Source organism: Phaeobacter gallaeciensis DSM 26640, from assembly GCF_000511385.1.
Classification (GTDB): Bacteria; Pseudomonadota; Alphaproteobacteria; order Rhodobacterales; family Rhodobacteraceae; genus Phaeobacter; species Phaeobacter gallaeciensis.
Genome location: NC_023142.1, coordinates 54,650 through 68,752 on the forward strand (window position 1 = coordinate 54,650; position 14,103 = coordinate 68,752).

A 14,103-nucleotide genomic window follows, 5' to 3' on the forward strand; every position below is an offset into this window, starting at 1 on the left:
GCCCCCCTAGCTGACACCGGGTTTGGACCAACCCAGGCCATACATCTTCATGCTGTGCCGCACCCAGATCCTCCGGGTATCACGTCACTCTTAATATCCACTTTTTGCGACCCCCTCAGACCAGGATCACCCCCATGATCCCCGCCGCGGGTCCAAGGATACCAGACCGGGGGACGGGCAAGCAACAAAACACCACCGGATTGCAATCACATCTCAGCCTGCTGCAGCCGCCAAACCCACGCTGTATATCTGCGCACGACCAAATAACTTCTAATCAATCTTATGTTAAATAACCCTCCGCAGGGATCCTACGGCCCGCAAACAGCAGATACATAAAAAGGGCCGCTCGTGAGAGCAGCCCTCTGTCGGTCCAGGATTCCGCAGACGTGGTGCGGATCACTCCGCCGGGGTTTTGTGCGGCACCAATGCGCCCAGCACCTCGTTCAGCGCCGCCGCGTCGCCGCCGCGCAGGCAGGTCAGCGCGGTCCGTGGCAGACGGCGTTTGGCGCGCAGCAACGGGGTCACCGGACGCTTGCTGTCATGGGACAATTCCGCGCTGATCAACCGCGCGCCCAGAGCCTCCCGCAACCGCGCCACATGGGCCAGATCCAGTGGATGATCGCCATGGATCGCATAGATCCGGGCCGCCGTGTCACAGCCCGCACAGGCGTCGCGATAGGCGCCGCTCCAGTCCAGCTTGCGCGCGGCCGGGAACCGGGTCTCGCCGGGGATCAGATCTTCGGCCAGGGTGCTGATCGGCTGCAACGCCACCACATTTTCCGCGCCAATAAGATCAGCAAAGGCCATGGCGCCAAAAGCCCCCATGCCGGAGCCCAGCACATGCACCTTGTCAAAGCCGGCCATCCAGGCGCGGGTTTCAGGTGTCTGGAAATACTGTTCCAAGTCCAGCGGGCGATACCAGTTCTGCTGATGCGGCAGCACCGACAGCACCGCATAGTTGGCTTTGATCAGGAAGCGCTCGCCAAAGCCCGGACGCAAGGGATCCTTGCGGTCCAGCGCCTGCCCTGCCCCTTCAAAGGTGACCACCAGCTCGCGCGCACCCTCCGGGTGCAGCCGCCGCATGGCATAAGACGGGGTCAGCGTGGTGGTGGGCCACAGCCCCTCCGGCAGCACCTCATCCGGGTCCTGCGGGCTGCGGATCGCGCCCAGATGGCTGCGGCTGTCCACTGCGGGCACCGGCTGAGGCTCATCCGGCACGATGGTATCGACCTCCAGGCCATGTTCGGCCAGCGCCGCCACATATTCGGCGTGGCGCTGGCGATAGGTCACCTTCATCTTGTCCAACACCTCGGGCGACAGATATTCATCCAACACCGCCTTCAGCCCCTTGCGCATGAATTTCTGCGTGTTCAGCGCCGGCAGGCCGAAATGTTCGGTCAGCTCGGCCACCCGGTTGTCATGCTTAAGAAAAATCGCCGGCTGGCCCGCCTGCAAAGCCGCCACGCCGCCATGGAAACGGTCGCCGATATAGACATCATGCAGCATCGCCGCCTGCCGCCAGGCGCCGGCCTCAGAGAAATAGTAATAGCGGTTGAAATCGACCTTATGGCCGCATTTGCGGCTCAGCCAGCGATTGAGCTCTTCTGGCTGGGCAATGTTGTTGCCCTCATTATAGCCGAAGCGGTCCTTGATGAATTTGCCATAGGCAAAGATCTCATCCTGGAACACATAAGAGGCCTCGATCTTGTCGAACGCCTTGGCCAGTTCGGTGCCGCGTTCAACGATGGCCCCCTCCCGCATGGAGAAATGGCCCGCGGTCATCACATTGGCCTGACGCCCCTTGGCCTGGGCCGCGGCGCCGTCAATGGCCATGATTGACTGCGGATAGACATAGAGACTGGGACAGCCCAGCACGGTGGTGTTCTCCAGCCCGTTCTGCGCCAGCCACTCTGCCGTCTGGGTGCCACGCACCCCAAACAGATTGGCCCGTTCATTGAGCAGCGCCAGAAGATCGCGGTTGCCCGGCATCAGATCCTCAAACGCATGGCTGCCCTGCATCCCGGCGCCCAGCACCACAAAAGGCACCCGCCCGTCCAGCGCCTCAAGCGCGGTAAACAACCGGATGCCATCGTGGTTGGGGCGAATGAAATTGGCCAGCGATACCACAATCATGTCGAAATGCGCGGCCATGACCTCGGCATAACCATCGCCGAGGTTCTTCTGCAGATTGGCGATATTGCCCACCGCCGATCCATCCGGGTCCTTGCGCAGGCTGCGGGCCGGGGCCTCGGCATGGATGATATTGCCGCGATTCCCGGTCAGCTTATGCGCCGGTTTCAGGCCAAACAGCGTGTCCGTCACGGTTGGTGGCACGCCCATGATACTGGACAGCGCCGGATCCGGACGATGGGCCGAAAGCACGGGAGCGTGGAAAAGGATTCTCATATATCACCAGATGTTACTCACCATAGCCCCTGTAAAACCGGGGTCATGGCCTGTTGGGAAAGGGGGTCGGCAACCACGCCAAGGCGTCTCCGGCAGCCGCAGCCCCCGGGATTGCTGCGTTGCGCGCATGTTAGCGCCGTGACCTCTGGGAACAAGCCCGGAAAGCCGCGCGCAGACCTCGGGTGGTGAAACCCTGCCCATGGTTTTGCTCTGACGCTCCCCCTGCCCCGCGATCTATGCCTGTTCCCACCTGTCGAAAGGGTTGCGCCCGCAGCGCTCTCACGGCATGGATAGATCATGAAATTTCTCTTTGTGCACCAGAACATGCCCGGCCAGTACCGGGAGATGATCCAATGGCTGGCCGATCAGGGCGAGCATGAGATCGTGTTTTTGACCCAGCGAAACGATGTGAAGCTGCCGGGCGTCTCCACCGCCACCTACAAAAGCCATCACCAGCCCGCCGCCGATGCCTATGGGCTGTCCAAGGATTGGGAGGCCGCAGCCGGCAATGGCATTGGTGCCGCCCTCGCCGCGCGTCAGCTGGAGGCCAGAGATGGTTTCAAGCCCGATATCATCATCGGTCATACCGGCTGGGGAGAGCTGACCTTTATGAAAGAGGTCTGGCCGGATGTGCCAATCATCGGCTTCTTTGAATATTTCTACCGCACCACTGGCGGTCTCGTGGGCTTTGACCCGGAAAATCCCCCCGGCGAGCACGCCGGGTTTTTCGCCCATGCCCGCAACACCGTGCCCTTTGCCAATATCGATGTGGTCGATCTGGGCCACAGCCCGACCTATTGGCAGCGCGACCGCTTTCCCAAAAGCTTTCACGACAAGATCTATGTCAGCCATGACGGCATCCGCACCGACCGGCTGCAACCGGATGCCAAGGCCAGCATCGGTCTCGGCCGTCTGCCCAAGCCGCTCAGCCGTGACGATGAGGTGATCACCTATATCGCCCGCAATATGGAACGCGCCCGCGGCTTTCACGTGATGATGCGCGCCCTGCCCAAGATCCTGTCGGAACGCCCCAATGCGCGGATCCTGATGATCGGCGGCAATGAGACCTCATATGGGCGCGAAAGCACCCATCCCGCAGGTCTGCGCGGCGAGATGGAGGATGAGCTGGGCGACAGCGTCGACTGGAGCCGGGTGCATTTCCTCGGCCGGGTGCCCTACGGCGATCTGTGCAAGATCATCCGCATCAGCCGCTGCCATATCTATCTGACCATGCCTTTTGTGCTCAGCTGGTCCTTGCTGGAATCCATGTCGATGCAGGCCACGGTGGTGGCGGCTGATGTGGAGCCGGTGCGCGAGGCGGTGACCCATAATGAGACCGGCATGCTGGTGGATTTCTTTGACCCAGGCGCGCTGGCCGATCAGGTGGTGGATGTGCTGGCCAATCCCGGCGCCTATGCTCATCTGGGCCCCAATGCCCGCGCCCATGTGGTGGAAACCTATGATTTCCTGACCCGCTGCATGCCCGAGCACGCCCGTCAGATCAACGCGCTCCTGCCTGCCAGTAAACAGCTGAAGATCTGACCCGTCGCAGCGGGAATGAACATGACGATCCCGGGATGATCTGCGTCGACCAGAGGCTCAGCCCCCCAGCATAAGCCCATGGCCGACGCAGTCCCGACCTAGCCAGTCCCGCGCATTGCGGGATCAGGACAGGAATTGCTCCGACGCCCAGATCGCTGCCTGGGTGCGGTTCTTGGCGCCGATTTTGCGAAAACAGGTGCGCAGATGCACCTTCACCGTGGCCTCGCAGATGCCCAGTTCATTGGCGATGGATTTATTGGTGGCGCCGTCAATCAGCTTGGTCAGGATCAGCCATTCGCGCCCGGACAGGCCGCAGGCTGCGGCTGAGGCCGGCATGCGGCGCAGATCCACCGGAACGGTGGTGCCGGGACTGTTGGTTGAGGCCCCAGGCAAGACCCCTGTCAAAGCACCTGTGCCAGAAGCGGATTGCGGCAGGCTGCCATTGACCCGATCCGCAGGCACAGTCTCTGCAAGCTCCAGTTCCGGTGCCGGGGCCGCCGTCAGGGTCTCTGCCGACTGGTCATCCCCTGATGTGGTCACATCCGCCGCCCGCAGCGCCGCAGAGATATCCGATGGCACAATCCGATAGCCGCTTTGCACCACCCGCAGCGCCGCAATCAGCGCCTCTGCAGATTTGCGTTGCGGGATCACCGCCTCAGCATAGGCGCTGAGCGCAGTCTGCATGCTGGTGGAACATTCCCGCCCCATGATCAGGATCAACAGAGAGGCATCATTGCCCTCTTTGAACTGGCGCAATTCCTCCACCAGCTCCGGTCCCGTTTCATGGCTGTAGTATAAAACCAGATCGTCAATCCCCAGCCCCGCGAGCGTCGACAGCTCATCGCAGCAGGTCCCGATCTGGTAGTCATTGCTCTGGCAAATGGCCAGAAACATGTCGCGCAACAAGCGACTTTCGCCCACAATATGCACAGGCATGATATACCCCCATACTCTTAAAAAATCTGATCCAAACACGATCAGATGGTCTCAATGAATGATCTCCGGAACAGGGAGGTCACCGGGCTTTGATGCGGGTTTGGAACATCCCGCCCTGGCCCTCGCGATGCGGCTGCGACCCCCGTCACAGATGGCACCCCGGTCTTGTCTTATGTGTCTGTCCTGTCCTTTCGATCAGATGACGGCTGTTTTCCAGCCTCGCCTGCCAGGGGGATCCCTCAGCCGACGGCCCGACCGGTCGTGTGATCGGGTCTTCCAAAATGACGGGCCCCAATACCTCTGGCCCCTGCCTCCAAATTGCAGCCCATATCGGCGCAGCACCGCTTTGCGGCACTCCAAAATAGCCTGAATCCATCCATTTTTGTTAAAAAACTTACCTCCTGGATAGATGTTGGCGCCATCAGACATCTCTCCTAAAGTATTGTTTTTGATATAGGCTTTTGTTTTATCAACAGGAATATCCTCATGAGGCAGAAATCCAAAGATGTGGTAATTTCTCAATTTCAGGCCCGATCTCACAAGATCAAACAACTCAAGCGTGTTATTTTGCGTCGAATCTTCACGCCAAAGATGGAATCACTCTCCCTTTGCCCCCGCGCACGCAGCGCCCATACCTCTTCTGAGGTAGGGCCCTCAGAAAGGCCCTCCCAACAGGCGGATCTCCGCCAAAACACAAGCAGTTGAAATATATGAATAAAAATAGAATCTCGAGCGATCTCTCATACTGTGACTTGTGGGTAACCTAAGGTAATCCTGCTAGATATTGATGTAATCTCAATGTCCTGCGGGTTCTCCCAATGGTTGATCATCAGACAGCCCCTGGCGGCTCCAAAACTCCTCGCCCGAAGGGGTACACCCTCTGCACAATTTGACGGCGTCGGCGATATGTTAGGCTGTTCATATTCGTTTTGATATGCCGGGGGGCAACATGAATGTGTTCGGGGGCGCCGTGATCCACACGGGCGAGATCGCTTTTGCGCGATCGTTTCAAAGACAAGTTTCATCCATCACCACCACTGCCATAGCTGAGATCGATTGCACCGGACCCGCGTCTGTCGGGCCAAGCCGTTTGCTGGTGACCACCTGCGAGGCGGCCAGACCTCTGGCCAGTGACACTCCAGGCTGTGGCGCTCAGACCGCGCTGGCACAGGGCAGCCGCAGCAGAGGCACGCTGCAGGCTCTGCTGCGCAGCGGATCGCTCTGCCATTGCACCCAGCTGCATGATCCGCAGGACCATCCCAACAGCTGGCCGGACTGGCTTGATCCTGCGGCCCTGCGCGCGGATGCCTCTGGCCAGAGGTCTGGCCGCTGGGTGGTGTTTGCCTGCCGCTTTGCCGATGGCAGCGAGGACAGGATCGCGCTGCATCTGGAGGGCAGCCAGCATGATGCCCATTGCATCGAGATCCTGCCTGCGATCTGGCCACTGGCCCGCGAGGATGCGCTGCGCGAGATCCTGACCAGCGCACCGGAGCCCAAAACCGCGCGCGACACCTCAGAGGCGATGCTCTGGACGATCTCCACCAAAAGCGACAGCGCGGTTCTGGTGCTGGATGGCGCGGGCCGGTTGCTGGATTGCAATGAGGCCGGCTGTGACATGCTGGCGGCAGGCAATCTGCTGCGCAACAGTGACGGCGTACTGCGCTGTGCCAACAGCAGCGAGACCCGCGCGTTTTATGCCGCAGTGCAAGACTGCGCCAAAACACCGGTTGAGGCCTCCGCCGGCGCCCATACGCCACGCGGCAGCGCCAGTCAGGAGCTGATCCTGTTCCTGCAGGATGCCAGCACCGGCATGCGGCTGCCGGTTTCGCTCACCTGTTATCTCTGCGCCGACACCCGCCATCCGCTGGTGGTGGCCATCCTGCCGCGCCAGCCCGACCAGCAGCGGATCGAGATGCTGGCCCAGAAAATGGGCCTCTCTCCTTGCGAGGCCCGGGTGGCTGCGCTGATCCAGCTTGGCCTTTCCAACCGCGAGGCGGCCCATATTGCGGGCATCAAGGAACAGACCTTCAACACCTATGCCAAGCGGGTGCTCTCCAAGCTTGAGGTCGCCGGGCGCACCGAAATGGCGCAGCGGCTGACCTGGCAGGCCTCACTGGGGAGAGCGTCATGAACAAGGTGACCCATGAAAGCCTCACCCAGGGGCCACCCGCACCGGTCGCGCCGACCTCGGCCTCGATCGGCGCCGCAGCCCTGGCCGCTCAGGATCAGCGCAAAGCGCAAGCCACCACATCCGGCGAGGCAGCCAAAGCCCGGGAAGACAGCCGTGACGGGGATCAGACACCCGCCGCCGATGCCACATCGGACATCCCTATGGAGAGCACCACGACCAGCACCGACACAGACCCGACATCACCCACAACCACATCCAGCCCGGCACGGGACAGCACATCCGGTCCCGCTACTCTGGCTCCGGCTGATCTCGACCAGCTGGCCGCGCATCTGCGCAGCGGTCCCCAGCCGCTGGGCACCCGCAGCGATCTCATCGAACTGCACAAGCGGATCACCGGGATGTTTGCCACCCTCAATGAGGGGCTGGGTGAGATGTACACCCAGAAGGCGGAGGCCGACCGCAAGGCGCTGAGCGCCCGTATGGATGCGCTGGAGGAGGCGGTAAACCGGATGGAAGGCGCGCTGCGCATCGAACTGGAGCCGGTGCTGCGCGACAGCTTTGCCAAAGTGCTGGCCAAGGACACCGCCGCCCGCCGCCGCAGCCTGAGGCAGCGACTGCAGCGCGGGATCACCAAAGGCGGTGGTCTGGCCCTGATCCTGGCCCTCGGTCTGGCCGCGGGCACGCTCTATCACAGCAGAATTGCCACAGCCTCAGGCACCGTCTGGAGCGCGGCTCAAATCCAATGGGCCAGCTTCGTCGCCTTTCTTGAAACCACAACGGCTGATCCAAGTCAGCCACTGAACAACACATCAGAATAGACTCTAACAAAGGAAAAAGAGTCTCCCTTTTTCGGGGGCGCCATATCTCTTTCAGGCAGGATCTGCTGTCCCAAACCCCTGCCTTTTACAGAGAGCCGTAGAGATGCCCCGCCTGGCTGCCGACCTGTCCCACAGATCTCGTAGCGGAGCCAACCGGACATCTGACACAGCGCCCCCGAAAACCGACAATTTGATGAAAATTTGTCCCCATTTGGGGGCATCCGCCCCGCCCGATTTGCGGTGCAATCACCATCAGAGACCCAAGCGGTCTTGTGTCACTGACCAGGTCCCACACCCAATTTTCCCTGGTCAGATTTCTAAAGGGGGTCGCGTCGGGGGGCGCATCACACTCCCGGTATATTAATTAGGAGGATGTTTAAGATGGGTAGACCAGACGAAGGCTCACCATGGGAAGAGTGCAATCCAGATTGCGAAATCATCTTTGACGAGGACAATAAGTTCAGTCCCAACTACAACGATGGCACCACGGAACGTGGCGGCCGCGATGGCAATGTCATCAATCTGAACGACCATGATGCCGGCGACAACGCCGCAGCCGGGGGCGGCAATGATGCTGTCTATGGCAACGCGCGCAACAACCGGCTCGATGGTCAGTCCGGTCAGGACTATATCGAAGGCCGCGGCGGCAATGATGCCATCAATGGCGATGGCGGCAATGACACCCTTTATGGTGGCAATGGCACCCATGCGACCCGCGACGGCAATGACTGGATCGATGGCGGTGATGGCTGCGATTACATTGACGGTGAAAACGGCAATGACTCGCTGCTCGGCGGCAAGGATCAGGACACCGTCTTTGGCGGCAATGGCAATGACCAGATCTTTGGTGATGATGCCGATGGCGACGAGAGCAACGGCGACGCCGGCGATTACCTCTATGGCGATCTGGGCGACGACTGCATGGACGGCGAAGGTGGCGATGACTGCATGTGGGGTGACCGCGGCGGTCGCGCTGGCGAATCCCGCTTTGACGGGGACGACACCATGTATGGCCGTGGCGGCAATGACCGGATGAACGGTCAGGGCGGTGATGACCGTATGGCCGGTGGTCTTGGTGACGACCTGGTGATCGGTGGTTCCGGCGATGACGAGATGTTCGGTGACGAACGTCAGGCGCAGGGCGACGATCTCGACTTTGGGGCCGACAGCGGTCCGGTTGGCAAAGGCCCCAATGAAGATGGCCATGACTGCATGCTGGGTGGCGATGGCCATGACACCATGGATGGTCAGGGTGGCCGCGACACCATGTTCGGCGAGACCGGCGACGATCTGATGCAGGGCGGCCGTGGCCGTGACCTGATGGATGGTGGCGAAGGCCGTGACGACGTCAATGGCGATGCTGGCAAGGATACCATCCGCGGCGGCAGCAACAATGACGTGCTCGAAGGCGGTGCCCAGGGCGATTTGATCTTCGGCGACCACGCCCGGGTCAAAGGCTATGATATCGATTGGGATTGCTGCGACGACGACGACAAAACGGCCGTTGAATCTCTGCATACCAGCGATGAAACTGACCTGCGTCCCGTTGATTGCCCGGACTGCTACACTCCGCAGGACGGTGGCGAGGCTGGCAATGACCGCATCCGCGGTGGTTCTGGCCATGACACCATGTACGGCGAAGCCGGCAATGATGTCATCATCGGCGGTCGTGGCTTCGATGTCGGCTATGGTGGCACCGGACGGGACCGTCTCTATGGCAACCAGGGCAATGATACGCTCTATGGCAACGAAGGCGATGACTGTGTCCACGGCAACGTCGGCAATGACCTGCTGTTCGGCAACTCCGGCAATGACACCATCAAAGGTGGCGATGGTCATGACGTGATCCATGGCAACAACCAGGCCGATACGCTTTATGGCGATGCCGGTAATGACACCATGTATGGTGAGCATGGCAATGACCTGATGCATGGTGGCACTGGCAATGACGTCATGAGTGGCGGCGACGGCGAAGACACCGTCAACGGCGATGATGGCGACGACCTGCTGATGGGTGACAAGCGCGCCGATGAGCTGAATGGCGGCAATGGCGATGATGTCCTTCTGGGCGGCAACGGCAAAGACGACCTGAACGGCGACGCCGGCAACGACTGCCTCTATGGCGAAGTTGGCGACGATGATCTGGACGGTGGCCGTGGCCATGACTTCCTGGATGGTGGCGAAGGCAACGACACGCTGCATGGCGGGGTCGGCAACTTCAACGACTACCTGAAAGGTGGCGCGGGAGATGACGATCTGACCGGTGGCAACGGCAAGGATGTCTTCATCATCGATCTGGAGTGGGATGGCAATTCCTTCAGCTCCGGCGATGGCATCGACTGCATCAATGACTTTGACATTGATGAAGACCACGATGTCCTGGCCTTCCGCGTGACCAACGTGGGTGGTGGTGCCGGCACTTCAGACGGGGCTGCGTTCACGGCTCTCGATGGTGTGGCCAGCGTCATGGATGATGGCACCGACACCACGATTTCCGTCGGTGGTGCCACCGTGGTCATCAAGGGGCTGACCAATGTCAACGGGTACACCTCTCTGGGACAGGACGCCCTGCCCTCTGGTGGTGTTGGCATCAATGCGGTCGGCACCGGCGACGCCGGCAGCTACGAGCCGATCCGGGTCGTGGCCAGCGATGACGGCTTTGACGACAGCTATGACAACATCTGGGGTCATACCATCTGAGCCATAAGGAATGATCCTCCCGGGTGGCGGCCGCCATCCGGGGGGGTCTAGCCCTGGTTCAGGACAGCGATTTGGTCCCCGGCCAAGGATTGCCACCTTGGACCAGGGCGCTGATCTGCCAGCTTCAGTAACTTCACATCGTGCAACCGGGGGGTCACGGGTATGAAGACGAAACGGGTCTTTGACGGACAACGGGGTGTCATCACCTCAATTTTTGTAGCGAGTATCTTTGTTAACCTGCTTGTCCTGACAGCGCCGCTGTACATGTTGCAATTGTTTGCCCGGGTCATGGCTTCGGGCAGCATGCCAACCTTGATTGCTTTGACCACCGGCGCGGCAATCGCGCTGGTGTTCTTTTTTCTCTTTGATGTCATTCGCCAGCGGCTTGTCGCCCGCCTCGGCTCGCGGCTGGAAGCCCGGCTGAGCCCGGTTGTGCTTCAGGGCATGATCAGCGGCAACCTGCCTGCGGAGCTGCGCACCGCAGAGCCGATCCGCGACATTCAGGAATTGCGCGGCTTTGTCACCAACCCGGTGTTCATCGCGCTTCTGGATGCGCCCTGGTCGCTGCTGTTCATCGCGCTGATCTTTGTGTTCAGCCCGATCCTGGGGCTGGTCTCGGTTGTGGGGTTACTGATCCTGCTGGGACTGGGGGTGATGAGTGAGTTGATGGGCCGCGCCCCGGGCAAGACCTCCGAAGAGGCCGCCCGTGAAACCAATGCCGCGGTTGAGGAAATGATGGTCAATGCCGAGATCATCCACGCCATGGGCAAGACCTCTGCCCAGATCGGCCGCTGGCGCGGACGCGCCTTTACCGCCATTCTTTTTGGCACCTTGGTCACCGACCGGGTGGCACTGATGACCTCGCTGGCCAAGGCCGTGCGCATGGGGCTGCAGATCGCGGTGCTGGGCGTGGGCGTTGTCCTGGTGATCAACAGCCAGCTGACACCGGGTCTGATGATTGCCTCCTCGATCCTGCTGGGCCGGGCGGCAGCGCCGGTGGAGCAATCCATCGCCGGCTGGCGCGCCCTGCTGAAGGCGCGCAGCGCCATGGAGCGGCTGAATCTGCTTCTGGCCCATGTCGAGGACAGCAGCGACCGGATGGAACTGCCCGAACCAAGCGGCCGGCTGTCGGTGGAAAATGCCACCGTGGTGCTGCCGGGGCGGCAAGATCCGCTGCTGCTGGATGTCACCCTGTCGCTGCAACCGGGCCATGCGCTGGGGTTGATCGGCCCGTCGGGGGCGGGCAAGACCACGCTGGCCCGCGCGCTGGTGGGGCTGCAACCGCTGGTGCGGGGGCATGTGCGCATTGATGATGCCGCGCTCACCGACTGGAACCCGGAACAGATCGGACGCCACATCGGGTTTCTGCCGCAACAGGTGGAATTGTTCCGCGGCACCATTGCCGAAAACATCGCCATGATGGACCCGAGCGCCAAACCCTCGGATGTGGTGGCGGCGGCCAAACTGGCCCGCGTACATGAGCTGATCCTGGCCCTGCCCGGCGGGTATAACGCCGAGGTCGGCCCGCGCGGCAGCTTCCTCTCCGCCGGTCAGCGGCAGCGGATCGGTCTGGCCCGCGCCTTCTTTGGGGAGCGCAAGCTGATCGTGCTGGATGAACCCAATGCCAACCTCGATCCCGAAGGCGAAGAGGCGCTGGCCGCCGCCATCGAGGAGGCCTGCGCCCGTGGCGCCATCGTGGTGGTGGTGACCCATCGGCTCAACCTGTTGCGCAGGGTCAGCCATGCCGCCCTGGTGCAGGAGGGACGCATCGCCCGCTTTGGCGAGGCGCGCCAGATCATCGAGGCGGCTGCCAAGCCGATCAGCCGACCTGAGGGCGATCCGAAGGTCACCAATTTCACGCCCCGCCGTGAGGCCCAGTCCGGGACTGACGCCAGTGCCGCGGCCAGTACCACAGAAGGAGCCCAGTCATGAGCCGCAGCGACAGCAGAGATCTGGTGTCCCGCAAGGACAGCGAGATTGACATGAGCCGTGGTTTTCAGGACCTGATGCCTGATGGCTTCACCCTGCCCCGCACCCCACCCACCCGCGTGCGCCAATTGGTGATGTGGATGCTGGTCTGCGGCTTTGGCCTGTTTGGCGGTCTGGTGTTCTGGGCCACCAGAGCCGAGCTGACCAGCGCCGTGGTGGCCTCGGGAGAGTTTACCGTGGCAGGCGATCGGCTCAGTGTGCAGCATCTGGAAGGTGGCATCCTGCGCGAGATCAATGTGGCCGAAGGCGATATGGTTGCCAAAGGCGATGTGATTGCGGTGCTGGACGGACGCCGGATGCGCGCCAGCCGCGCCATCCTGACCAGCCAGATAGCCAGCCTGCTGGCCCAGCAGGCACGGCTTCAGGCCGAGTTGGCCCAGGCCGATCAGATCGAGATCCCGGCAGAACTGGACCAGCTGATGGCCGAAGACCCGCAGCTGATCTCCCTGTTTGAGGTGCAGCGCGATGTCTTCACCAGCAATCGCGCACTTTACGAAGGGCAGGTACAGATCCTGCGTGACCGGATTTCGCAGCTGGGCAAGCAGCTCAACGGACGACGAGCGCGGATCACCGCAATCGAGGATCAGCTGACCCTGATCAAGGGCGAAGTCGCCGATCTGCACAAGCTCTATGAAAAAGGCCTGGTGCCCAAAACCCGGCTCAGTGACCGGCAGCTGCAACACACCGGGTTGATGGGCACCTTTGGCGCGCTGGAAAGCGACAGCGAGAACCTTCAGGAGCGCATCGCCGAAACCGAGGAGCGCATCCTGCAGGTGCACCGCGACACGGTGAACCGGATTTCCAGTGAAACCCAGCTGGTGCAGGAACGCATTCTGGATCTGCGCCAGCGGCTGGATGCGACGGAGGATGTGCTGGAGCGCCAGACCATCCGCGCACCGCAGGCCGGCCGGGTGGTGGAACTCTCCATCAACACCCTCGGCCAGGTGCTGAACCCCGGCCAGAACGTGCTGGAGCTGGTTCCTTCGGACAGCGATCTGATTGTCGAAACCCGCGTCTCTCCCACCGACATTGACGAGGTGGTGACCGGCGGGCAGGCCCGGGTGCAGCTCACCGCCTATAGTTTCCGCTCCACCCCGCCGGTGAAAGGTGAGGTGGTGATGGTGGCCGCTGACAGTATCGCCGATCTCAACAGCGGCATTCCCTATTACCGCGTTCACATCCGCATTCCGCCCGAAGAACTGGCGGCGCTGCCCAATGTCAAAACCCTGCCCGGCATGCCCGCCCAGGCGATGATCGAGACAGGTCGGCAGACATTGGCGGATTACCTGCTCAGCCCGGTGCTGCGCAGCATGTCGAACGCCTTGAGAGAGGGGAATGGCTGATCAGGGATACGCGGCCGGTAAGACGTCTGGCGTTTCATACCTGGGGGGGGACCTGATCATCCATCCTTTCGTCCCGCCTGGCCCCTGGCCGGGCGGGTCTTTATTTGGGCAACCGGCCTCTGGCCGCCCCTTGAAAATTAGGTCCGGTTCGGACCAAATGTTTCGCATGCGAAACATTTAGACAGTAATGCTGACCTATATTTGAGGGTAGATGCGGCTCTGACATGGGGCTTCCCCT

8 protein-coding genes are annotated in these 14,103 nt (G+C 61.4%); 6 read left to right on the forward strand and 2 right to left on the reverse strand.

Going from position 1 to position 14,103, the window contains the following annotated elements; genetic code table 11:
* Nucleotides 1-396: 396 nt before the first annotated feature.
* Nucleotides 397-2,406: a polysaccharide pyruvyl transferase family protein gene (locus GAL_RS21545; protein WP_024099284.1), complete on the reverse strand. Its 2,010-nt coding sequence runs from the start codon at nucleotides 2,404-2,406 to the stop codon at nucleotides 397-399.
* A gap of 297 nt (nucleotides 2,407-2,703) precedes the next feature.
* Here GAL_RS21545 and GAL_RS21550 point away from each other — a divergent pair, with 297 nt between their 5' ends.
* Nucleotides 2,704-3,948, forward strand: coding sequence for a glycosyltransferase family 4 protein (locus GAL_RS21550; RefSeq protein ID WP_024099285.1), 1,245 nt, complete (start codon nucleotides 2,704-2,706; stop codon nucleotides 3,946-3,948).
* Nucleotides 3,949-4,071: 123 nt separating this feature from the next.
* Here GAL_RS21550 and GAL_RS21555 read toward each other — a convergent pair whose 3' ends face one another.
* Nucleotides 4,072-4,884, reverse strand: a complete 813-nt coding sequence (locus GAL_RS21555; protein ID WP_024099286.1) for a helix-turn-helix domain-containing protein — start codon at nucleotides 4,882-4,884, stop codon at nucleotides 4,072-4,074.
* A 949-nt stretch (nucleotides 4,885-5,833) separates the two neighbouring features.
* On the opposite strand from GAL_RS21555, the gene GAL_RS21560 reads away from it, so the two are divergent.
* The 5 genes from GAL_RS21560 (at nucleotide 5,834) to GAL_RS21580 (ending at nucleotide 13,865) form a co-directional block, all read left to right on the forward strand.
* Nucleotides 5,834-7,015, forward strand: a complete 1,182-nt coding sequence (locus GAL_RS21560; RefSeq protein ID WP_024099289.1) for a helix-turn-helix transcriptional regulator — start codon at nucleotides 5,834-5,836, stop codon at nucleotides 7,013-7,015.
* Entirely contained in the window at nucleotides 7,012-7,833 is an 822-nt protein-coding gene (locus GAL_RS21565) for a hypothetical protein (RefSeq protein ID WP_024099290.1), read from the forward strand. Before GAL_RS21560 ends, GAL_RS21565 begins: the two co-directional genes overlap by 4 nt.
* Before the next feature lie 381 nt (nucleotides 7,834-8,214).
* On the forward strand, nucleotides 8,215-10,533 hold the full coding sequence (locus GAL_RS21570; protein ID WP_024099291.1) for a calcium-binding protein: 2,319 nt from the start codon (nucleotides 8,215-8,217) through the stop codon (nucleotides 10,531-10,533).
* A gap of 162 nt (nucleotides 10,534-10,695) precedes the next feature.
* Nucleotides 10,696-12,465, forward strand: a complete 1,770-nt coding sequence (locus GAL_RS21575; protein WP_024099292.1) for a type I secretion system permease/ATPase — start codon at nucleotides 10,696-10,698, stop codon at nucleotides 12,463-12,465.
* Complete coding sequence (locus GAL_RS21580; RefSeq protein WP_024099293.1) at nucleotides 12,462-13,865, forward strand: HlyD family type I secretion periplasmic adaptor subunit; 1,404 nt, start codon at nucleotides 12,462-12,464, stop codon at nucleotides 13,863-13,865. The genes GAL_RS21575 and GAL_RS21580 overlap by 4 nt, the downstream gene beginning before the upstream one ends.
* The last annotated feature ends 238 nt before the right edge of the window (nucleotides 13,866-14,103 follow it).